This is a genomic window from Pseudomonas sp. ADAK21, from assembly GCF_012935735.1.
GTDB classification, from domain to species: domain Bacteria; phylum Pseudomonadota; class Gammaproteobacteria; order Pseudomonadales; family Pseudomonadaceae; genus Aquipseudomonas; species Aquipseudomonas proteolytica.
Window position 1 is genome coordinate 4,484,401 of the sequence record NZ_CP052857.1, and the last position, 22,082, is coordinate 4,506,482.

Genomic DNA, 22,082 nt, shown 5'->3' on the forward strand with positions numbered 1-22,082 from the left:
TTGCCTGAGGAGATCACCATGAACGCTGCCATCGACGTTCTGCAATCCACCCATCAGCACATCAACCGCGACCGCCTGTGGCAGTCGCTGATGGACCTCGCAAAGCTTGGCGCCACGCCCAAGGGCGGTGTGTGTCGCCTGGCCCTGACGGATCTCGACCGCCAGGCTCGCGATCTGTTCGTGCAGTGGTGCGAGGCGGCGGGTTGCACCGTGACGGTGGATGGGGTGGGCAATATCTTTGCCCGTCGCCCGGGGCGCAATCCGGCATTGCCGCCGGTGATGACGGGCAGCCATATCGACACCCAGCCGACGGGTGGCAAGTTCGATGGCTGCTTCGGCGTATTGGCGGGCGTCGAGGTGTTGCGCACGCTCAACGACCTCAAGATCGAAACCGAGGCGCCGCTGGAGGTGGTGGTGTGGACCAACGAAGAAGGCTCGCGCTTCCCGCCATGCATGATGGGCTCCGGGGTGTTTGCCGAGAAATTCAGCCTGGCAGATACCCTGGCCAAGACCGACGCCGAGGGCGTCAGCGTGGGCGAGGCGTTGAATGCGATTGGCTATGCGGGCACTCGGCCGGTCAGCGGGCATAAGGTGGGGGCTTACTTCGAAGCCCATATCGAACAAGGCCCGATCCTTGAAGACGAACGCAAGACCATCGGCGTGGTGCTGGGGGCCCTCGGCCAGAAATGGTTCGACCTGACCCTGCGCGGCGTCGAGGCCCATGCCGGGCCGACACCGATGCACCTGCGCAAGGACGCCTTGGTCGGTGCCTCGGCGGTGGTTGCCGCAGTCAACGCTGCCGCCCTCGGCCATCAGCCCCATGCCTGTGGCACGGTGGGTTGCCTGCAGGCCTATCCTGGCTCGCGCAATGTGATCCCTGGCGAAGTGCGCATGACCCTGGACTTCCGGCACCTGGAGCCGGCGCGCCTGGACTCGATGATCGCCCAGGTGCGCAAGGTGATTGACGACACCTGCGCCAAGCACGGCCTGACCTTCGAGATGCTGCCTACTGCAGACTTTCCGCCGCTGTATTTCGACAAGGGCTGTGTCGATGCTGTGCGTGAGGCGGCCACGGGCCTGGGCCTGTCGAACATGGATATCGTCAGCGGTGCCGGGCACGACGCAATCTTCGTCGCTGAGTTGGGGCCGGCGGGGATGATATTCGTGCCGTGTGAGGGCGGGATCAGCCATAACGAAATCGAAAATGCGGCACCCGATGACCTGGCGGCAGGATGCGCGGTGTTGCTGCGGGCGATGCTGGCGGCCTCGGCTGCGGTGGCCCGCAAGCAGGTGGCGTAAAACGGTGGGAGCCGGCTCGCCGGCTCCTGCATGTGCTCAGGCGTGATGCGCGACAGGCTTGTGGGCTTTGGCCCGTGTAGCAGTCTTTGGCTGCGGGTGATGATGCCGGCGCGCCACGCGCAACACCCCCCACAACATGGCGCCGGCCACGGCCAGCCAGCCAAGTACCAGCAGGAAAATCGTCGTTGTCAGGCTCATGAGTGCCTCCTTTTGCCCTGTGCAGGGCACACACTGTCTTTGCAATGGACAGTCTAGCTGCCTCCCGGTTGCGTGCTATTGACCAATGGTCGTGTGCGTCCAACTTGTTTGCTCTATCCCGGGCTTTTTACTGCTGTCCAAGGCTATACCGGCGTCCAAGAGCACCCTATGATCAACGCCCCAGCCCGCAGATGATCAAGAGAGTGAAGAAGTTGCGTTTACGGTCGAATCTCAAAAAAACCTTGTTGGTGGCTGCCTGCGTCCTCGGGATGGCCGCCTGTGCGGGGCAACCCACGCCCTCGAAAATCCAGGGCCTGCCCGAGCGTGTAGAGCTCAACGGTGTGCCGGCGTTTCGTGGTGACACCTACCAGGGTGGCCCGGCGGCCTTGGCCAGCATGCTGTCGCAACAAGGCATTGTGATTACACCGGGCTTGCTGGATAAACCCTTGCACCTGCCGGGTGGGGAAGCTGACCTTGAGCGCAACATGCAGGTCCTGGCGCGTGAGTACGGGATGCTGGTGTACCCGCTGGATGCCAAGCTGACGGCGCTGTTGGCGCAGGTGGCGGCGGGGTACCCGGTGATGGTGCGGATTACCGAGGGCTCGACGCTATGGGCCGAGCCGCGTTATGCGGTGCTGGTGGGCTTTAACCAGCAGAACAGTACGGTGTTGCTGCGAGTCGCAAGGGACCGGCGACGCCCAGTGGCGTTCAGCGACTTCGAGTCCGCCTGGAAGAGCGCCGGGCAGTGGGCCGTGTTGGTCCAGCGCCCGAGCCAGTTGCCGGCCAATCTGGATGCGGCGCGCTGGCAGCAGGCCGCCAACGCAACCGCCCAGGCCGGCCAGGAGCAGGCGGCAGCCCAGGCCCTGAAGGTCATGGCCCAAAGGCAGAAGCAGCCATAAAGCAAACGGTGCCCGAGGGCGCCGTTTTTTATGCCTGCCAGTCGTATCAATGGGACTGGGCAACCCCGGTCTGGCGGGCCTTGAGGTTCTTGTCGGCCTTGTATTGCAGGGCTACATCCGGCACCGAGCCACTCTTGCCGGTTTCGACCCACTTGCGAATACGGCTGGCATCGGCAAAGTGCGTGAGTTTGCCGAAGGCATCGAGGATCACCAGCGACACGGGGCGGTTGCCCATGCTCGTCACCAGCACCAGGCAATGACCAGCTTGGTTGGTGAAGCCGGTCTTGGTCAGCTTGATATCCCAGTTGGCGCGGTTGACCAGGTGATCGGTGTTGGAAAAGCCCAGGGTGTAGCTGGGCTTGCGGAACGACACGGTTTTTTCCTTGGTGGTGCTCAATTGCGTGAGCAGCGGGTATTTATGCGCGGCCTGCACCAGCTTGCTCAAGTCGCGGGCGGTGGACACGTTATGGATCGACAGGCCGGTGGGCTCGACGTAACGGGTGCTGTTCATGCCCAGGGCCTTGGCCTTGGCGTTCATCGCGGCAATAAACGCCGCATAGCCACCCGGATAGTGGTGGGCCAGGCTGGCGGCAGCACGGTTTTCCGAGGACATCAGGGTGATCAGCAACATCTCCTTGCGCGGCATCTCGCTGTTGAGCTTGACCCGTGAGAACACGCCTTTCATTTCCGGGGTGTCGCTGATGTTGATGGAGATGTACTCGTCCATATTCTGCTTGGCGTCCAGCACCACCATGCCCGTCATCAATTTGGTGACGGACGCGATCGGTACTACTACGTCGGGGTTGCTGGCGTAGATCACCTTGTTGGTCTGCAAGTCCACCAGCATCGCGCTGCCCGAGGCGATGTGCAGCTGCGAGGTGTCTCGAGGGGCCAGGGTGGTTTCACTGGCGTTGGCGACAGTGCCTGCGAGTGCGAAGAACAGGCTGACAAGAGAAAGACGAATATTCACGCGGATGAACTCGCTAAAAGGTAGAAAAATACCGGGTGTGGCCGGCTTTATGAAAAAAGACGTTACATATTATTAGTATGGGCCAGAAACTGTCGAATGTTCTTCTGAAACCAGACGAAAGCTCTTAAAAACAAAGAAAAAACCGATTTTTCTGCGGGCAATAAAAAGCCCCGCCATAAGGCAGGGCTTTTTTAGTGCGGCGGGTTATTAGCTGTGCAGGGTTTCGGCTGCGTACAGGGTGTTTTCCAGCAGGCAGGCACGAGTCATCGGGCCCACACCACCTGGCACCGGGGTAATCCAGCCGGCACGGGGCAGGGCCGTTTCATACACCACGTCGCCCACCAGTTTGCCGTCGTCCTGGCGGTTGATGCCGACGTCAATCACGATGGCGCCTTCCTTGATCCACTCACCCTTGACCAGGCCCGGCTTGCCCGCGGCGACCACGACCAGGTCGGCACGCCCGACGTGACCTGCCAGGTCCTTGGTGAAACGGTGGGTGACGGTCACGGTGCAGCCGGCCAGCAGCAACTCCATGGCCATCGGGCGACCGACAATGTTGGACGCACCCACGACCACTGCATCCAAACCATAAAGGTCGACGCCGGTGCTTTCCAGCAGGGTCATGATGCCCTTTGGCGTGCAGGGGCGCAGCAGGGGGATGCGCTGGGCCAGGCGGCCAACGTTATAGGGGTGGAAACCATCGACGTCCTTGTCGGGGCGGATGCGCTCCAGCAACAGCGAGGCGTCCAGATGCTCCGGCAGCGGCAATTGCAAGAGGATGCCGTCGATGTTCGGATCGTCGTTGAGGCCATCGATCAGGTCGGTGAGGGCCTGTTGGGTGGTATCGGAAGGCAAGTCGTAGGCCTTGGAAATAAAGCCGACCTCTTCACAGTCTTTACGCTTGTGCGAGACATAAACCTGGGAGGCAGGATCGCTGCCGACCAGGATCACCGCGAGCCCCGGCGTGCGCAGGCCAAGCTTGCGACGCTCGGCGACACGTTTGGCGATCTGCTGGCGCAGGCTGGCGGCGATTGATTTGCCGTCGATAAGTTGTGCAGTCATTACGCGTGATTAACCATCGAGAGGGGGAGGAAAAGTGCGCGCATTCTCGCACGCCAGGACGTGAGGGCAAAGGCGCTTGGTCTGCAAATTCCCCTAACCCCTTAAATAAAATGAATTTTTTTCAAAAAAGATTTGACGGCCCCTGGGGGCGTCTATACTATTCGTCGCACTTGTCGGGCACAGCCTAGCACTGGTTAAGAAGGTCGAGCGCAATAGTCGTTTTATTGTGTAAGGCTGGAAGCATTTAGTTTGTAGTCCTCCAAGAGTACAGATTAATCAGGCGCCCGTAGCTCAGCTGGATAGAGCATCCGCCTTCTAAGCGGATGGTCGCAGGTTCGAGTCCTGCCGGGTGCGCCATTAGGCAGCTTTGGCACAAGTAGCGCAAGATGGTGGGCGTAGCTCAGTTGGTAGAGCACGGGATTGTGACTCCCGTTGTCGAGGGTTCGATCCCCTTCGTCCACCCCATATTTGAAAAGGCGCCAGATTTAACGGTCTGGCGCCTTTGTTTTAAAAAGCTTCAAGCCGCGGATGTGGTGGAATTGGTAGACACACTGGATTTAGGTTCCAGCGCCGCGAGGCGTAAGAGTTCGAGTCTCTTCATCCGCACCAAATACAGCGTCACCCTTGCCATGGGCCGGGTTGGTGCTTAACAGAGAAGACAATTGGCTTCTTTGTCACGCAATATGGTGGGCGTAGCTCAGTTGGTAGAGCACGGGATTGTGACTCCCGTTGTCGAGGGTTCGATCCCCTTCGTCCACCCCATATTCCGAAAGGCGCCAGATTTAACAGTCTGGCGCCTTTTTTGTTTTAGCGGTTTGCGTATTCGGCGACTGCAGGTTTTGGGTCGCAGGGGTGGGGCGTTTCGTCGTATTTTTGTTTCTCGATGATGCCGTACTACCCGTCGGCCTTGTGTGCAAGGTCGGCAGCCAGGGAGATGGTTGGTGACTTCTTCTATATATAGAAGGGTTGGCACAGAGCCCTGGCGTGATTGGCTGTATTTGTCACTGGGGCGAGGAGCATTCGTGCATTCGTACCTGTAAAATGCCTGCTGTTTTTTTACCCGTTTTCAGTAGGGTGACTTCTTGAGTTTGACCCACTAGAATGCATGCCCTTGATTCTTGGGTCGGAAACGGCCGGCTAACGTCTGTGCAACGAGGAATATCCATGCAAGTTTCTGTTGAAAATACTACTGCTATCGAGCGCCGCATGAGCATCACCGTGCCGGCAGAGCGCATCGAGACTGCGGTCAACAAGCGTCTGCAGCAGACTGCCCAGAAGGCCAAGATCGCTGGTTTCCGTCCAGGCAAAGTGCCAATGAGCGAAATCAAGCGCCGTTTTGGTGCTGATGCGCGTCAAGATGCTGTAGGCGACGTGATCCAGGCTTCCTTCTACGAAGCTGTTGTCGAGCAAAAGCTGAACCCGGCTGGTTCGCCTTCCATCGAGCCTAAGTCCCTGGAAGCTGGCAAGGACCTGGAATACGTTGCCGTATTCGAAGTGTTCCCAGAGTTCACCGTCGCTGGTTTCGAAGGTATCGAAATCGAGCGCCTGAGCGCCGACGTGGCTGATGCCGACCTGGACAACATGCTGGAAATCCTGCGCAAGCAGAACACTCGTTTTGAAGTGGCCGATCGCGCTGCCCAGAACGAAGACCAGTTGAACATCGATTTCGTGGGCAAGGTTGACGGCGAAGTCTTCGCTGGCGGCTCGGCCAAGGGTACCCAGCTGGTTCTGGGTTCCAACCGCATGATCCCGGGCTTCGAAGACGGCCTGGTTGGCGCTAAAGCTGGCGAAGAGCGCGTTCTGAACCTGACTTTCCCTGCTGACTACCAGAACCTGGACCTGGCTGGCAAAGCCGCCGAGTTCACCGTGACGGTCAACAGCGTTTCCGAGCCTAAGCTGCCAGAGCTGAACGAAGAGTTCTTCGCCCAGTTCGGTATCAAGGAAACCGGTATCGAAGGTTTCCGCGCCGAAGTTCGCAAGAACATGGAGCGTGAGCTGCGCCAGGCCATCAAGTCCAAGGTCAAGAACCAGGTCATGGACGGTCTGCTGGCTGCCAACCCGATCGAAGTGCCTAAGGCTCTGCTGTCCAACGAAGTGGATCGCCTGCGCGTACAAGCTGTTCAGCAGTTTGGTGGCAACATCAAGCCTGACCAACTGCCGGCCGAGCTGTTCGAAGAGCAAGCCAAGCGCCGCGTCGTGCTGGGCCTGATCGTGGCTGAAGTGGTCAAGCAATTCGACCTCAAGCCTGACGAAGACCGCGTTCGCGAAATGATCCAGGAAATGGCTTCGGCCTACCAGGAGCCTGAGCAGGTTGTGGCTTGGTACTACAAGAATGACCAGCAACTGAACGAAGTCCGTTCGGTTGTGCTGGAAGAACAAGTTGTGGATACTGTTCTGCAGAAGGCTAAGGTGACCGACAAAGCGGTCTCTTACGAAGAAGCAGTCAAGCCGGCTGAAGCAGCACAAGCCGACTGATTGTCCAACTCGTTTGAAAATACACCCATAAGCCAGCCTCGCGCTGGCTTATGCGTATTCAAGACATGACTATTTGGGAGTAACTGCAGAGCATGTTCCGTAATTCGTATATTCAGCAGAACTCTGATATCCAGGCCGCAGGCGGCCTGGTCCCGATGGTTGTCGAGCAATCTGCTCGTGGCGAACGCGCCTACGACATCTACTCGCGCCTGCTCAAGGAGCGAGTGATCTTTCTGGTTGGTCCGGTAGAGGACTACATGGCCAACCTGATCTGTGCGCAACTGCTGTTCCTTGAAGCGGAAAACCCGGACAAGGACATCCATCTCTACATCAACTCCCCAGGCGGTTCGGTGACAGCGGGCATGTCGATCTACGACACCATGCAGTTCATCAAGCCGAACGTATCCACCACTTGCATCGGCCAGGCCTGCAGCATGGGTGCATTCCTGCTGACAGCGGGTGCCGAAGGCAAGCGTTTCTGCCTGCCTAACTCGCGTGTGATGATTCACCAGCCATTGGGCGGTTTCCAGGGCCAGGCGTCGGACATCGAAATCCACGCCAAGGAAATCCTGTTTATCCGTGAGCGTCTCAACACGCTGATGGCCAAGCACAGCGGGCACACCCTGGAAGAAATCGAGCGTGATACCAACCGCGACAACTTCATGAGTGCCGAGGCCGCGCGTGAATACGGGCTGATCGACGCCGTGATCGACAAGCGCCCCGCTTAATATAAGCCGCTCAAAATAGGGCTGGTCGGCATGTCCGACCACTGGCGGGCTTGAAAAAGCCCGCATAAGCCTTCATCTTGTGTTGCAAGCCTATCGGATTTGGATCGAACGAATGACTGACACCCGCAACGGCGAGGACAACGGCAAGCTGCTCTATTGCTCCTTCTGTGGCAAAAGCCAGCATGAAGTGCGCAAATTGATTGCCGGCCCCTCGGTCTTTATCTGCGACGAGTGCGTCGACCTGTGCAATGACATCATCCGTGAGGAGGTGCAGGAAGCACAGGCCGAAAGCAGCGCGCATAAATTGCCTTCGCCTAAAGAAATCAGCGGCATCCTTGACCAGTACGTGATTGGTCAAGAGCGTGCAAAGAAGGTTCTGGCCGTAGCGGTGTACAACCACTACAAGCGCTTGAACCAGCGTGACAAGAAAGGTGACGAGGTCGAACTCGGCAAGAGCAACATCTTGCTGATCGGTCCTACAGGCTCGGGTAAAACCCTGCTTGCAGAAACCCTCGCTCGCCTGCTGAACGTTCCGTTCACCATCGCCGACGCCACCACCCTCACCGAGGCTGGCTACGTGGGTGAAGATGTCGAGAACATCATTCAGAAACTGCTGCAGAAGTGCGACTACGACGTAGAGAAGGCCCAGATGGGTATTGTCTATATCGATGAAATCGACAAGATTTCGCGCAAGTCCGACAACCCGTCGATCACCCGGGACGTTTCCGGTGAAGGCGTGCAGCAAGCCCTGCTGAAGCTGATTGAAGGCACGGTCGCCTCCGTACCGCCCCAGGGTGGTCGCAAGCATCCGCAGCAGGAATTCCTGCAGGTTGATACGCGTAACATCCTGTTTATCTGTGGCGGTGCGTTCTCCGGCCTGGAAAAGGTTATTCAAAACCGTTCCACCCGTGGCGGCATCGGTTTCAGTGCAGAAGTGCGTAGCAAGGAAGAAGGCAAGAAGGTGGGCGAGTCCCTGCGTGAAGTCGAGCCTGACGATCTGGTCAAGTTTGGTCTGATCCCGGAATTCGTTGGTCGTCTGCCGGTCCTGGCCACGTTGGACGAGTTGGATGAGGCTGCTCTGATTCAGATCCTCACCGAGCCGAAGAACGCCCTGACCAAGCAATACGCCAAGCTCTTCGAAATGGAAGGTGTAGACCTCGAGTTCCGTGCCGACGCGCTTAAATCGGTGGCCAAGCGGGCACTGGAGCGCAAGACTGGCGCACGCGGTCTGCGCTCGATCCTTGAAGGCGTGTTGCTCGACACCATGTACGAAATCCCCTCGCAGTCCGAGGTGAGTAAAGTGGTGATCGACGAAAGCGTTATAGAAGGTAAGTCCAAGCCACTGTATATCTACGAAAACAGTGAGCCGGCTGCCAAGGCTGCGCCAGACGCGTAAGCGTTTCGCAGTTTCGGTACAAACAAGGGGCCTCTAGGGGCCCCTTTGTTTTTCATAAGAATTTTTACTGTGTGTAACTGCCAGCATTGAGCTTGTTTTTTTTACACGCAGCCCCCATCTTGGTTTCAAGCTTACTTTCATCTGTCATAGAGGCGAAATCATGAAGACAACCATTGAATTGCCTCTCCTGCCATTGCGTGATGTGGTTGTGTATCCGCACATGGTTATCCCGCTGTTCGTGGGGCGCGAGAAGTCTATCGAAGCCCTCGAGGCCGCGATGACGGGCGACAAGCAGATCCTGCTGTTGGCCCAGAGAAATCCGGCTGATGACGATCCAGGCGAAGACGCCCTGTATCGTGTCGGCACCATTGCCACTGTTCTGCAATTGCTCAAGCTGCCGGATGGCACCGTCAAGGTGCTGGTCGAAGGTGAGCAGCGCGGTGCGGTCGAGCGCTTCATGGAGGTGGATGGCCACCTGCGTGCAGAAGTGGCGTTGATCGACGAAGTCGAAGCGCCTGAGCGCGAATCCGAAGTCTTTGTGCGTAGCCTGCTGTCCCAGTTCGAGCAATACGTGCAACTGGGCAAGAAAGTCCCGGCTGAAGTCCTGTCCTCCCTCAACAGCATTGATGAGCCAAGCCGCCTGGTCGACACCATGGCCGCGCACATGGCGCTGAAGATCGAGCAGAAGCAGGACATCCTCGAAATTATTGACCTGTCTACCCGGGTCGAGCACGTCCTGGCGTTGCTGGATGCCGAGATCGATCTGTTGCAGGTCGAGAAGCGCATTCGCGGTCGCGTCAAAAAGCAGATGGAGCGCAGTCAGCGCGAGTACTACCTGAATGAGCAGATGAAGGCCATTCAGAAAGAACTCGGCGACAGCGAAGAAGGCCATAACGAAATCGAAGAGCTGAAAAAGCGCATCGATGCCGCCGGCCTGCCAAAAGACGCGTTGACCAAAGCCACCGCCGAGCTGAACAAGCTCAAGCAAATGTCGCCAATGTCGGCCGAAGCCACCGTGGTTCGTTCCTACATCGACTGGCTGGTGCAGGTGCCGTGGAAAGCCCAGACCAAGGTGCGCCTGGACCTGGCGCGTGCCGAAGATATCCTCGACGCCGATCACTACGGCCTGGAGGAGGTCAAGGAACGCATCCTCGAATACCTCGCCGTGCAGAAGCGCGTGAAGAAAATTCGTGGCCCGGTGTTGTGCCTGGTAGGTCCTCCTGGCGTGGGTAAAACCTCGCTGGCTGAGTCGATCGCCAATGCCACAAACCGTAAATTCGTGCGCATGGCCCTTGGTGGTGTGCGTGATGAAGCGGAAATTCGCGGTCATCGCCGGACTTACATCGGTTCGATGCCGGGAAGATTGATTCAAAAAATGACAAAGGTTGGGGTGCGCAACCCGCTGTTCCTGCTCGATGAAATCGACAAAATGGGCAGCGATATGCGTGGCGATCCGGCGTCGGCCTTGCTGGAAGTGCTCGATCCCGAGCAAAACCACAATTTCAACGACCATTACCTGGAAGTCGACTACGACCTGTCCGACGTAATGTTCCTGTGCACCTCCAACTCCATGAATATCCCTCCAGCCCTGCTGGACCGGATGGAGGTGATTCGTCTGCCGGGTTACACCGAAGACGAGAAGATCAATATCGCCGTCAAGTACCTCGCGCCCAAGCAGATTTCGGCCAACGGCCTGAAAAAGGGCGAGATCGAATTCGACGTTGAGTCGATCCGCGACATCATTCGTTACTACACCCGCGAGGCTGGTGTACGGGGCCTGGAGCGCCAGTTGGCGAAGATCTGCCGCAAGGCGGTCAAGGAACATGCCCTGGAAAAACGCTTCTCCGTGAAAGTCACGGCCGATGCCTTGGAGCACTTCCTGGGCGTGCGTAAATTCCGCTACGGCCTGGCCGAGCAGCAGGACCAGGTAGGGCAGGTGACTGGCCTGGCGTGGACTCAGGTCGGCGGCGAGTTGCTGACTATCGAAGCTGCGGTGATCCCGGGCAAGGGGCAACTGATCAAGACCGGTTCTTTGGGTGACGTGATGGTCGAATCCATCACCGCCGCGCAGACCGTGGTGCGCAGCCGCGCGCGGAGCCTGGGGATCCCCCTGGACTTCCACGAGAAGCACGACACCCACATCCACATGCCGGAAGGGGCCACCCCCAAAGACGGCCCCAGCGCTGGCGTAGGCATGTGCACGGCCCTGGTATCAGCCCTGACCGGCATCCCGGTGCGTGCCGATGTGGCCATGACCGGGGAAATTACCCTGCGCGGCCAAGTATTGGCCATTGGCGGCCTGAAGGAAAAACTGCTGGCTGCACACCGTGGTGGTATCAAGACGGTGATCATTCCGGAAGAGAATGTTCGCGACTTGAAGGAAATTCCTGACAATATTAAGCAGGATCTGCAGATTAAACCGGTTAAATGGATTGACGAGGTCCTGCAAATTGCGCTGCAATACGCGCCGGAGCCCTTGCCGGATGTGGCTCCCGAGATAGTCGCGAAGGACGAAAAACGCGAGACTGACTCTAAGGAAAGAATTAGCACGCATTAATACGTTTAAGCCTGGTGGCTTCCTTGACAGCTTTTTAGAGCCCTTGTTATAAAGCGGCTCTTATAAGTGCCTGTAGGCCATTCAGCACTGGTTTTTGCTTTCACCAAAAAACTTAGAATCATACTCAATAGATATAAGGGGACTTAGAGTGAACAAGTCGGAACTGATTGATGCTATCGCTGCATCTGCTGATATCCCGAAAGCTGCTGCTGGCCGTGCGCTGGACGCAGTAATCGAATCCGTCACTGGCGCTCTCAAGGCCGGCGACTCCGTGGTACTGGTAGGTTTCGGTACTTTCTCTGTGACCGATCGTCCAGCTCGCACTGGCCGTAACCCACAGACTGGCAAAGCACTGCAAATCGCTGCTGCCAAGAAACCCGGTTTCAAAGCCGGTAAAGCCCTGAAAGAAGCCGTCAACTAAGCTTCGCTCAAGCCTTTGCCTATCCGGGCTGGACGCAGGTCTGGCCTGGCAGCGGAGCGGCAACAGACCTGAATATCCATTGGGTCGCTAAGCCGGGGGGCGGGTTCAATACCCGTCCGTTCCGCCAGTTACGAGAAGGCGCATCCTCGGATGCGCCTTTCTTCTATCCGGATTCTACCCACGCTCCACGGTTGCCTAATTTTGAAGTTCAACCGTTTCTGGGGGACGCATGCTGCAGAATATCAGGGACAATTCACAAGGCTGGATTGCCAAGACCATTATCGGGCTCATCGTTGTATTGATGGCCTTCACCGGTATCGAGGCCATTTTTCAGGCTACGACCAACAGCCAGGACGCGGCCAAGGTCAATGGTGAAGAAATCAGTCAAAACGAGCTGAGCCAGGCCGTCGACATGCAACGTCGGCAGCTGATGCAACAACTGGGCAAGGACTTCGACGCGTCCTTGCTGGATGAAAAAATGCTGCGCGAAGCGGCCCTCAAGGGCCTGATCGACCGCAAGCTGCTGCTGCAAGGCGCGGCCGATTCGAGGTTCTCCTTCTCGGAAGCTGCACTGGACCAAGTGATCCTGCAGACCCCGGAGTTCCAGGAAGACGGCAAGTTCAGCGCTGAACGCTTCGACCAGGTGATCCGTCAGCTGGGCTACAGCCGTATGCAATTCCGTCAGATGCTGACCCAGGAAATGCTGATCGGCCAACTGCGCGCAGGCATTGCCGGCAGCGGTTTTGTTACCGACCAGGAAGTGCTGAACTTCGCGCGTCTGGAAAAACAGACCCGTGATTTCGCCACCGTTAGTATCAAAGCTGACCCGGCTGCCGTGAAGCTCACTGACGACGAGGTCAAAGCTTACTACGACCAGCACGCCAAGGAGTTCATGACCCCGGACCAGGTCGTCATCGACTACCTGGAGCTGAAGAAGGCTTCGTTCTTTGACCAGGTAACGGTCAAGGACGATGAACTGCAGGCCCTGTACGAGAAAGAAACCGCCAACCTCGCTGAACAGCGTCGTGCCGCGCACATCCTGATCGAAGTCAACGACAAGGTCACCGAGGCGCAAGCCAAGGCCAAGATCGAAGAAGTCCAGGCGCGTCTGGCCAAGGGCGAGAGCTTCGAGGCCCTGGCCAAGGAGTTCTCCCAGGATCCTGGTTCGGCCAACAATGGCGGCGATCTGGGTTTCGCGGGCCCTGGCGTCTACGATCCTGAGTTTGAAAGCGCCCTGTATGCCTTGAACAAGGACCAGGTCTCGGCACCGGTGCGTTCCAGCTTCGGCTGGCACCTGATCAAGCTGCTGGGTGTTGAAGCGCCAGAAGTGCCTTCGTTCGCCAGCCTGAAAGACAAGCTGACCCGTGAGCTGAAGACCCAGCAAGTGGAGCAGCGTTTTGTCGAGGCGACCAAGCAATTGGAAGATGCGGCTTTCGAAGCCTCCGACCTGGCCCAGCCGGCGTCGGACCTGAAGCTGACCGTACACACCTCCGCGCCGTTTGGCCGTGAAGGTGGCGAAGGCATCGCGGCCAACCGTGCTGTGATCCAGGCCGCTTTCAGCCCTGAAGTGCTGGATGAGGGTGCCAACAGCACCGCCATCGAGCTGGATCCGGAAACCATCGTCGTCCTGCGCGCCAAGGAGCACCGCAAGCCGGAGCAACTGCCGCTGGAAAGCGTGGCGACTGCCATTCGTGCCCAACTGACCAAGGAGCGCGCAAGCGCTGCGGCCAAGACCCATGCCGATGAGCTGATCGCCAACCTGCGCGATGGCAAGCTGGCGTTGGACCAGGCGGTTGATGGCCAGGCTTGGAAAGTCACCGAAGCCGCTACCCGCGGTCAGGACGGCGTCGAGCCGGCTGTGTTGCAGGCACTGTTCCGCATGCCTAAGCCTGCGGCGAAAGACAAGCCGACCTTTGCCGACGTGACCCTGCCAGATGGCAGCTTGATGATCGTGCGCTTGAACAGCGTCAACGAAGGGGCTGCGCCGACCGATGAAGAGAAGGAGCAATACCGTCGCTTCCTCGCTTCGCGGGTTGGCCAGCAGGACTTCGCTGCGTTCCGCAAGGAACTGGAAGCCAAGGCTGACATCAAGCGTTTCTGATGGTGTGATACCGCTTCAAAAAAAGACCCCGGCCTGAAAGTCGGGGTCTTTTTTTGCCTGCTCATCAGCCCCGCCAAGCTGATGTAGGAGCGAGCTTGCTCGCGAAGAACCTGAGAGCGCCGCGTATACCCAGCAAGCCCCCTTTATCGTTAACGTCTTTCGCGAGCAAGCTCGCTCCTACCTTACCGGGTGCTTCGGGTCTGTAAGGTTGCGATCAATGCCAACATGGCCAAGCCCGCGACCACCCAGGGAAACGACATCACGCCCCATCCCTGAAGCAGTACGCCGCCTAGCAGCCCTCCGCCGGCAATCCCCAGGTTCCACACCGTTACCAGCATCGACTGTGCAGCGTCCGCCGAGTCACCTGCCGACTTGGCCAAAGCGGTTTGCAGCAAGGCAGGCAAGCCGCCAAATGCCAGGCCCCAGATGGCCACTGACAGGTAGACGACTTCGGTAGACGCGGTCCAGAGGCCCAAGGCCAACGCCGCAGCCGCAAACAGCGCGCAACTGATCACCAGCAAGGCCGGCAGCAGGCGGTCTATCAACAGGCCGACGATCCAGATGCCCATCAGCGCAGCCAGGCCAAATACCAGCAACACCTGGTCAATGTCAGCGGCAAGCCCGGCAGGCAGCAGAAACGGCGCGATATAGGTGTACAGAATGTTATGTGCCAGCACATAGGTAAACGTCACCCACAACGTCGGACGCACCCCACGCAAGTGCAGGACCTGACGCAAGCCCAGGCGCTGTTGCTCCCTTTGTCCGGCAAAGTCCGGCACCTGCCAGCGCACCCACACCAGTAGCAGCACGGTCAGTGCGGTCATGATTGCAAAGCTCAACCGCCAGCCTACCGCCGTGCCCAGAAATGTCCCGGCAGGTACGCCAAGGGACAGCGCCAGCGGCGCGCCCAGCATTGCCACGGCAATCGCCCGGCCTTGCAGGTGCGGCGCGACCATGCGGCTGGCATATCCGGCCAGCAGTGCCCAGAGCAAGCCGGCGAAGATGCCAGCCAGCAGCCGCGCGACCAGGGTCAGCCAATACAGGTCTGATAGCGCCGTGACACTGTTGACCAGCGCAAAACCGCCGATCGCTATCAGCAGCAAGGGGCGGCGACGCCAGCCACGGGTGGCGATGGTCAGGGGAATGGCCGCCAGCAACGAGCCAAGGGCGTATACCGTGACGAGCTGACCGACCAGCGCCTCGCTGACGCCCAGGTCGGCGCTCATCTGTGGCAGCAGGCCGGCAGGCATCGCCTCGGTGAGGATGGTGATGAAACCGGCGGTCGCCAGCGCGAGCAAGCCCGCCAGGGGTAATCGTTCGCGTCGGCTGGGCAGGCATTGCGGTGTACTGCAGTCATTCATGTGGCTCGGCTCCGTATTCAAGGCATCAGGACATCGGGGCAGAGTAGGGGGCTGAATCCCTCGGAAAAATAGGCTAAGGTTCCGAACTTATCGGACGTTCATGTCCGTAATCAGCGGGAAGGGATAATGGACAGCCTGGGCAGTATTTCGGTGTTTGTGCAGGTCGCGGAAACCCGCAGCTTTACTCAGGCTGGTCGCGTACTGGGGGTGTCTTCCTCGGCCGTGGGCAAAAGCATTGCGCGCATGGAGCAGCGCCTGGGTGTACGGCTGTTTCACCGCAGCACTCGCAGTATCACGCTGACGGCCGAGGGCGCGCTGTTTCTCGAGCGCTCGCGGCGCATCCTGGCCGAAGTTGAAGCGGCGGAGCAGGAGTTGACGGAGGCGGCGGCCACACCGCGTGGAAAATTGCGCGTCAGCTTGCCGCAAGTCCGAGGCCTGTTGATGCCGGTGCTGAGCGAGTTCATGCGGGCCTATCCAGAGATTGAGCTGGATGTGGACTTCTCCGACCGCATGGTGGACGTGATCGAGGAAGGCTTCGATGCCGTGGTGCGCACCGGCAAGCCCGAGGATTCGCGGCTCACGGCCCGGTTGCTGGGGCATTATCGGTTGGTGCTGGTGGGATCGCCGCAGTACTTCGCCCTGCACGGCACGCCGGTTTGTCCTGCGGATTTGAACCACCACGCCTGTCTGCGCCACAAGTTCTGCGCCACCGGTAAGCTGGAAGCCTGGCCACTGCGTTATCTACCGGGTGAACCCGAACCGGTGTTGCGCACTCCCTTGGTCAGTACCACTATCGAGTCCCTTAACCATGTGGTGCATGAAGGCTTGGGGATCGCCTGCCTGCCGGACTTCATGGTTCGCGAATCCGTCGCGCAGGGCCGCTTGCAGCGGGTGCTGGACGAGTATCTGGAACACAGCGGCAGTTTCTGGATGCTCTGGCCGTCGAGCCGGCATGCTTCGGCGAAACTGCGGGTGTTTATCGACCATATGAGCGCCAGGCTTTTTCCCGTATCGCACGTTGAGCCGGTCGCTGGCGTTTTACCGACAGGAATCCGCGCGCGCACCCCGTGATCTGTTGCACAATACCGCCCTGACCGTTTTCCTCAGGATCATCAATGTCGACTTCATTTCACTTGCGTGGCCTTGCGCTCGCGCTGGTGCTGGCAGGCGCCACGGGCTGCTCGTCGCCCAAGACCGCTATCTACGAACATGAGAACTTCGACGACTCCGGTACGTTTTCGCGCAACTACCCGGTCAGCGATGTCGCGGCCTGCGAAGCGGCACGCCGGGCGTTGCTCAGCCAGGGCTACATCATCACCAGCAGCGACCCGAAGCTGGTGAGCGGTAACAAAAGTTTCCAGCAGACCGGTGAGACCCATCTGCAGATCAGTTTCAACGTGGTATGTGCCGAAGACGGCAGCGGCGAGCACCATGCGACCATGTTTGCCAACGCCCTGCAGGATCGCTATGCGCTGAAGAAGGTCAATAACTCCGCCAGCCTGGGGGTGGGTGTACTCGGTTCGGTATCGATGCCGATTGGCTCCACCGACGACTCGATGGTCAAGGTGGCCAGCGAGACGGTCACTTCGCCCAAGTTCTATGACCGCTACTTTGCCTTGGTGGATGTGTTCCTGCCCCAGGAAGTGAAGGCCGCCGAGCACATTCCAGAAGCGCCCAAGGCTGACCTCGGTGTGCCGGAGCCCAAGCCCGCGCCTGCAGTGGACAAGGTTGACGCGCCGCAAGATGTGCCGACTACGCCTGTTGCGCCAGCGGTCTCGGAACCGCTTGCGCCACCAGTGGAGGCGGTGCCGATTACGCCACAGCCCGCTCCGCAAGAAGCTCCAGCGCCGACCACGCCTGTGCTGCCCGCGCCAACAGAGGTGATTCCAGCGTTGCCGACCACCGGCCAATAACCCAGGTCGTTTAGCTCGAGGCGTTAAATCCATTGATGGCTGCTACGTTTAATCTTCAAGCTCAGGAACGTCATGACCCTGTCTTTTTTTCGTCACGACGGCACTTTAGGCTGGTGATGCGGGTCACTTAAGCCACCTGCTTTGATTACACAAGGAGTCGACGATGGACGATTATCAAGAAGAGCTGTTGGAGTATCAGGCATTCGAACTTGATCCGCTGGATCCGTCCGACGACGCCACCGAGCTGTAGGCAGGCGTCAGGCGGAATGCCGCTGACTGCGGCGAAATTCCCCAGGGGTCTGGCTGTTCCAGCGCTTGAAGGCCCGTTGAAAGGCTTCCGCTGAGGCAAAACCCAGTAGATAGGCGATTTCCCCAAACGCCAGTTCCGTGTCGCGAATGTAGGTCATGGCCAGGTCGCGGCGGGTGTCGTTGAGAATGGCGCGAAACTGCGTGCCTTCCTCGGCCAGTTTGCGGCGCAAGGTCCAGGTCGGCAGCTTCAGGCGCGCCGCCACTTCTTCCAGGTCGGGTTCCCGGCCGCCATTGAGCATCGGCCCCAGCAAGCGGGTGATGCGCTCGCGCAGGCTGCGGGTGCGGGTCAGTTGCTCCAATTCCCTTTCACACAGCTGCAACAGCAGGTTCCAGGTACTGGGGCAATGCTGCGGGTTGCGCTGGCCCAGGCTGTGTTGGCTCAAGCGCAGTTGATTGAGCTCAGCGCCGAACTGGATCGGGCAATCGCCCAGCACGCTGTAGCTTGCACTGTAGTCGGGGGTGGCGAATTCGATCTCGATCCGTTCGGCCACGACCGGCTGCTGGCACAAGGTTGCCATCTGCTGTAGCCAACCGGCGAGAATCGAGTCCACGACAAAGCGGTTATAGGCGTTATAGGGGCTGATGGAATAGAACCGCAGCCAGGCGCCCCCGGCGTCTTCATGAAAGCTGGACTGGCCACGGTAATTGGCACCGTACAGCGCCTCGAAGCGGGTCAAGGTACGCGCGGCTTCGCGCACGTTGGGCGCCTGGGCCGCAGTGACGCCGGCCAGGCCAAGTTGATTCATGCGGCTCAGTTGGCCCATGCGCAGGCCCAGGCCGGGATCGCCGGTCAACTGGATGGCTGCGTGGCCCAGGCGCATATAGCGCGGGATTGACAGGCGTGCACCGGGTTCACTCAAGCGTGCTGGGTCCAGGCCGTATTGCAACAGCAGTGGCTGCGGGTCCAGGCCATGGCTGAGGATCGCGTCGGCCAGGGTGTGCACGATGCCCACCGATAAGTCACCGAGGCGCATCGGTGCCGGTTTCATGGGTTTACAGCCACACGTTCAGCAAACGCGCACCACGCGCGTTGCCGTCGGCGAAGACTTGTCCCTGGGTACTGAGAAAACTCTGGCCGCTGGTGCCCTGGTCCCAGAACTGTCCGCGCATGAACACGCTCATACCCGCACCGGCCAGGCTGATGGGGGCCTGGCTGATCAGGCTCAGGCGATGCCAGGCTTCACCTTCGCTGAGTTCTTCAGGCTTGAGGCTGACTTCCGGTGGCGTGGAGACACTCTTGAAGCCGCGCCACGGCTTGTCCCAGGTATCCCGGCCAATCACCAGGGCCGGTACCGCCACCAGTTGCGCGCCTAATTCGTTGAGTTTGCGGTAATTGTCCGGATACCAGCTGTCACTGCCGATCAGGATGCCCAGGCGCCCGGCCGGGGTGTCGATCACGCTGATCGCGTTTTCGTCGCCCGGGGCGATAAAACCGCGCTCATCGAAGATCGGGTAGAGCTGGCGCTGGGGTTGGCCCAGCGGCAGGCCGTCGCGGTCGAACACCAGGCTGGTGTTGTACAGCGCACCATGGCCGACCTGCAGTTGACCCTGGCTGATGCTGGGGTTGGGCAGGGCGATGGAACCGGCCACCAGCGTCACCCCGAATTCCTTGGCCAGACCACCAAACAACACCTGGTAATCACGGGCCATGGCCGGTGCCTTCATGCGCAGGTAGGCATCGTCGATACGGTTATCGCCCTGGGCACTGATCAGCGCGCGCATAAACAGCAATGGATTGCTGGCCGACAACCAGTTCATTGCCTCCTTGAGGCTGGTGGCCTGGTACAGCTCGTTTTTTTCGCCGCTGACCAACAACCAGGTACCGACATGTTCCGGCAACACCACAATGGTTTTGTCATTGATCAGCCCCATGTCCCGGGCATTGCGCAGGTACGCCGAGAGCTTCAGGTGCAAGCGCTCCAGGCTCTGGTAATCGGCGGGGAACAACTCGGGCTGGATGCCCAGCAGATTGCCGTGATCGGCTGGGACGCCCTCGTTCATGGCCAGGTTGATCCTCAGGTCCGACAGGTAATGCCCCACGGGGCGCTCCTGGGTCCAGACCAGATAGGCGGAAACGGCGGCGACCAAGGCCATGGTGAAGGTCAAAGCAAATAATTTACGCATGGGGGAACAGACAACAGGCCGTAAGCAGGGTTCGCCTCTAGGGTAGGGCGCGTCGCCACGCTTGCCAAGGGGCGTTGCGCATTTGGATCAATAACTTGTCAGTTTCAGTCATTGAGCGGTGGGGGCATGGCTCTTAGTCTGTGGGACATAAACTGATGGCCGGCCATTCGAGCCTGCCACGTCCCGTGATGATCCGTTGTGGAGCTGTACCATGACCGCTGCTGCCTACCCGCACCTGCTGGCCCCGTTGGACCTGGGTTTTACCACCTTGCGCAATCGCACCCTGATGGGGTCGATGCACACCGGTCTTGAAGAAAAGCCAGGTGGCTTCGAGCGCATGGCCGCGTATTTCGCCGAGCGTGCCCGTGGCGGCGTAGGCCTGATGGTTACCGGCGGCATTGGCCCCAACGATGAAGGCGGGGTGTATTCCGGGGCCGCCAAGCTGACCACCGAAGCCGAAGCGCTCAAGCACAAGATCGTGACCCAGGCGGTGCACGAGGCGGGCGGCAAAATCTGCATGCAGATCCTCCATGCCGGCCGTTATGCCTACAGCCCCAAGCAGGTCGCGCCGAGCGCGATCCAGGCGCCGATCAACCCGTTCAAGCCCAAGGAGCTGGACGAGGAAGGCATCGAAAAGCAGATCAGTGACTTTGTGACGTGCTCGGTACTGGCCCAGGTCGCCGAGTACGACGGTGTGGAAATCATGGGCTCGGAAGGTTATTTCATTAACCAGTTCCTCGCCGCCCACACCAACCATCGCACCGACCGCTGGGGCGGCGCCTACGAAAACCGCATGCGCCTGCCGGTGGAAATCGTGCGTCGGGTGCGCGAAGCCGTGGGGCCCAACTTCATCATTATCTTCCGCCTGTCGATGCTCGACCTGGTGGAAGGCGGCAGCACCTGGGAAGAAATTGTCCAGTTGGCCAAGGCCATCGAGCAGGCGGGCGCGACGATTATCAATACCGGCATCGGCTGGCACGAAGCGCGCATCCCGACCATCGCCACCAAAGTGCCGCGGGGCGCATTCAGTAAGGTCACGGCCAAGCTGCGCGGCGCGGTGCAGATTCCGTTGATCACCACCAACCGTATCAACACCCCGGAAGTGGCCGAACAGATCCTTGCCGAGGGCGATGCCGATATGGTGTCCATGGCCCGGCCGTTCCTGGCCGACCCAGAGTTCGTCAACAAGGCCGCCGCTGGCCGTGCCGACGAAATCAACACCTGCATCGGCTGCAACCAGGCGTGCCTGGACCATACCTTCGGCGGCAAGCTGACCACCTGCCTGGTCAACCCGCGCGCCTGCTACGAGACCGAACTCAATTATTTGCCGGTCAAGCAGATCAAGAAGATCGCGGTAGTCGGTGCCGGCCCTGCAGGCCTGGCCGCTGCCACCGTGGCCGCCGAACGCGGGCATCAGGTGACCTTGTTCGATTCCGCCAGCGAGATCGGCGGCCAGTTCAATATCGCCAAGCGCGTGCCGGGCAAGGAAGAGTTCTTCGAAACCCTGCGTTATTTCAAACGCAAGTTGCAGACCACCCATGTCGAGCTGTGCCTCAACACCCGCGTGGACGTCGAGCAACTGGTGGCGGGCGGTTATGACGAGATCATCCTCGCCACCGGTATCGCGCCACGTACCCCGGCGATCCCGGGCGTCGAGAACCCCAAGGTGTTGAGTTACCTGGACGTGATCCTCGAACGCAAGCCGGTGGGCAAGCGTGTAGCGGTGATTGGCGCCGGCGGCATCGGTTTCGACGTGTCGGAATTCCTGGTGCACCAAGGCGTGTCCACCAGCCTGGATCGCGAGGCGTTCTGGAAAGAATGGGGCATCGACACCCAACTGCAAGCCCGTGGCGGCGTGGCCGGGATCAAGCCCGAGCGCCATGCGCCGGCCCGTGAAGTGTTCCTGCTGCAGCGCAAGACGTCCAAGGTCGGCGACGGCCTGGGCAAGACCACCGGCTGGATCCACCGTACCGGCCTGAAGAACAAGCAGGTGCAGATGCTCAATAGCGTCGAGTACCTGAAGATCGACGACGCAGGCCTGCACATTCGTATTGGCGCCGAGGGCGAGCCCCAAGTGCTGGCGGTGGACAACATCGTCATCTGCGCCGGCCAGGACCCGCTGCGCGAACTGCAGGACGGCCTGGTCGCCGCTGGCCAGAACGTGCACCTGATCGGCGGTGCCGATGTGGCCGCCGAGCTGGATGCCAAGCGTGCGATCAACCAGGGCTCGCGCCTCGCCGCCGAGCTGTAAGACCCGGGAAGGGGCGGT

At 59.6% G+C, this 22,082-nt stretch carries 17 protein-coding genes and 4 tRNA genes; 15 read left to right on the plus strand and 6 right to left on the minus strand.

The genetic code is table 11. The features are described 5' to 3' along the window. Positions 1 to 18: 18 nt before the first annotated feature. Complete coding sequence (locus HKK57_RS20360) at positions 19 to 1,299, plus strand: Zn-dependent hydrolase (RefSeq protein WP_070995829.1); 1,281 nt, start codon at positions 19 to 21, stop codon at positions 1,297 to 1,299. A gap of 36 nt (positions 1,300 to 1,335) precedes the next feature. Here HKK57_RS20360 and HKK57_RS20365 read toward each other — a convergent pair whose 3' ends face one another. Then, positions 1,336 to 1,497, minus strand: a complete 162-nt coding sequence (locus HKK57_RS20365; RefSeq protein WP_169390643.1) for a hypothetical protein — start codon at positions 1,495 to 1,497, stop codon at positions 1,336 to 1,338. Between the two features lie 212 nt (positions 1,498 to 1,709). Between HKK57_RS20365 and HKK57_RS20370 the strand changes: the two genes are divergently transcribed. Continuing rightward, the gene (locus HKK57_RS20370; protein ID WP_169391223.1) at positions 1,710 to 2,396 is read left to right on the plus strand and encodes a peptidase C39 family protein; all 687 of its coding nucleotides are present in this window, start codon (positions 1,710 to 1,712) and stop codon (positions 2,394 to 2,396) included. Positions 2,397 to 2,442: 46 nt separating this feature from the next. On the opposite strand, the gene pbpG is transcribed toward HKK57_RS20370, so the two are convergent. Together pbpG and folD are read right to left on the minus strand one after the other, a co-directional pair. Next, positions 2,443 to 3,366, minus strand: a complete 924-nt coding sequence (pbpG, locus tag HKK57_RS20375) for a D-alanyl-D-alanine endopeptidase (RefSeq protein ID WP_029298427.1) — start codon at positions 3,364 to 3,366, stop codon at positions 2,443 to 2,445. 207 nt (positions 3,367 to 3,573) lie between these two features. Continuing rightward, positions 3,574 to 4,428 carry a bifunctional methylenetetrahydrofolate dehydrogenase/methenyltetrahydrofolate cyclohydrolase FolD gene (gene folD, locus HKK57_RS20380; protein ID WP_029298425.1) on the minus strand — a complete coding sequence of 285 codons (855 nt, stop codon included), beginning with the start codon at positions 4,426 to 4,428 and terminating at the stop codon, positions 3,574 to 3,576. Between the two features lie 280 nt (positions 4,429 to 4,708). Here folD and HKK57_RS20385 point away from each other — a divergent pair. From HKK57_RS20385 to HKK57_RS20430, 10 genes are all read left to right on the plus strand, one after another. Next, a tRNA-Arg gene (locus HKK57_RS20385) sits at positions 4,709 to 4,785 on the plus strand. 32 nt (positions 4,786 to 4,817) lie between these two features. After that, positions 4,818 to 4,893: transfer RNA gene (locus HKK57_RS20390), tRNA-His, on the plus strand. 59 nt (positions 4,894 to 4,952) lie between these two features. Continuing rightward, positions 4,953 to 5,037: transfer RNA gene (locus HKK57_RS20395), tRNA-Leu, on the plus strand. Between the two features lie 77 nt (positions 5,038 to 5,114). Beyond that, positions 5,115 to 5,190: transfer RNA gene (locus HKK57_RS20400), tRNA-His, on the plus strand. Between the two features lie 402 nt (positions 5,191 to 5,592). Beyond that, positions 5,593 to 6,903, plus strand: coding sequence for a trigger factor (tig, locus tag HKK57_RS20405; RefSeq protein ID WP_169390644.1), 1,311 nt, complete (start codon positions 5,593 to 5,595; stop codon positions 6,901 to 6,903). 92 nt (positions 6,904 to 6,995) lie between these two features. Next, positions 6,996 to 7,631 carry an ATP-dependent Clp endopeptidase proteolytic subunit ClpP gene (gene clpP / locus HKK57_RS20410; RefSeq protein WP_029298421.1) on the plus strand — a complete coding sequence of 212 codons (636 nt, stop codon included), beginning with the start codon at positions 6,996 to 6,998 and terminating at the stop codon, positions 7,629 to 7,631. A 112-nt stretch (positions 7,632 to 7,743) separates the two neighbouring features. Continuing rightward, the gene (gene clpX / locus HKK57_RS20415) at positions 7,744 to 9,027 is read left to right on the plus strand and encodes an ATP-dependent Clp protease ATP-binding subunit ClpX (RefSeq protein WP_029298419.1); all 1,284 of its coding nucleotides are present in this window, start codon (positions 7,744 to 7,746) and stop codon (positions 9,025 to 9,027) included. A gap of 160 nt (positions 9,028 to 9,187) precedes the next feature. Beyond that, positions 9,188 to 11,584 carry an endopeptidase La gene (gene lon, locus HKK57_RS20420; protein ID WP_029298416.1) on the plus strand — a complete coding sequence of 799 codons (2,397 nt, stop codon included), beginning with the start codon at positions 9,188 to 9,190 and terminating at the stop codon, positions 11,582 to 11,584. Between the two features lie 148 nt (positions 11,585 to 11,732). Beyond that, complete coding sequence (locus HKK57_RS20425) at positions 11,733 to 12,005, plus strand: HU family DNA-binding protein (protein ID WP_003174819.1); 273 nt, start codon at positions 11,733 to 11,735, stop codon at positions 12,003 to 12,005. A 229-nt stretch (positions 12,006 to 12,234) separates the two neighbouring features. Continuing rightward, a complete protein-coding gene (locus tag HKK57_RS20430; protein ID WP_169390645.1) occupies positions 12,235 to 14,106 on the plus strand; it encodes a SurA N-terminal domain-containing protein in 1,872 nt (623 codons plus the stop codon). Positions 14,107 to 14,288: 182 nt separating this feature from the next. Here HKK57_RS20430 and HKK57_RS20435 read toward each other — a convergent pair whose 3' ends face one another. Then, positions 14,289 to 15,467: an MFS transporter gene (locus tag HKK57_RS20435; protein WP_169390646.1), complete on the minus strand. Its 1,179-nt coding sequence runs from the start codon at positions 15,465 to 15,467 to the stop codon at positions 14,289 to 14,291. 126 nt (positions 15,468 to 15,593) lie between these two features. Here HKK57_RS20435 and HKK57_RS20440 point away from each other — a divergent pair, with 126 nt between their 5' ends. Together HKK57_RS20440 and HKK57_RS20445 are read left to right on the plus strand one after the other, a co-directional pair. Next, entirely contained in the window at positions 15,594 to 16,538 is a 945-nt protein-coding gene (locus HKK57_RS20440; protein WP_169390647.1) for a LysR family transcriptional regulator, read from the plus strand. Between the two features lie 44 nt (positions 16,539 to 16,582). After that, on the plus strand, positions 16,583 to 17,380 hold the full coding sequence (locus HKK57_RS20445) for a DUF2242 domain-containing protein (RefSeq protein WP_169390648.1): 798 nt from the start codon (positions 16,583 to 16,585) through the stop codon (positions 17,378 to 17,380). A gap of 257 nt (positions 17,381 to 17,637) precedes the next feature. Here HKK57_RS20445 and HKK57_RS20450 read toward each other — a convergent pair whose 3' ends face one another. Further along, positions 17,638 to 18,678: an AraC family transcriptional regulator gene (locus HKK57_RS20450; protein ID WP_070995835.1), complete on the minus strand. Its 1,041-nt coding sequence runs from the start codon at positions 18,676 to 18,678 to the stop codon at positions 17,638 to 17,640. Between the two features lie 4 nt (positions 18,679 to 18,682). Beyond that, a complete protein-coding gene (locus tag HKK57_RS20455; RefSeq protein WP_169390649.1) occupies positions 18,683 to 19,813 on the minus strand; it encodes a carbon-nitrogen hydrolase family protein in 1,131 nt (376 codons plus the stop codon). 211 nt (positions 19,814 to 20,024) lie between these two features. Here HKK57_RS20455 and HKK57_RS20460 point away from each other — a divergent pair, with 211 nt between their 5' ends. After that, a complete protein-coding gene (locus HKK57_RS20460; protein WP_104910416.1) occupies positions 20,025 to 22,064 on the plus strand; it encodes an NADPH-dependent 2,4-dienoyl-CoA reductase in 2,040 nt (679 codons plus the stop codon). The last annotated feature ends 18 nt before the right edge of the window (positions 22,065 to 22,082 follow it).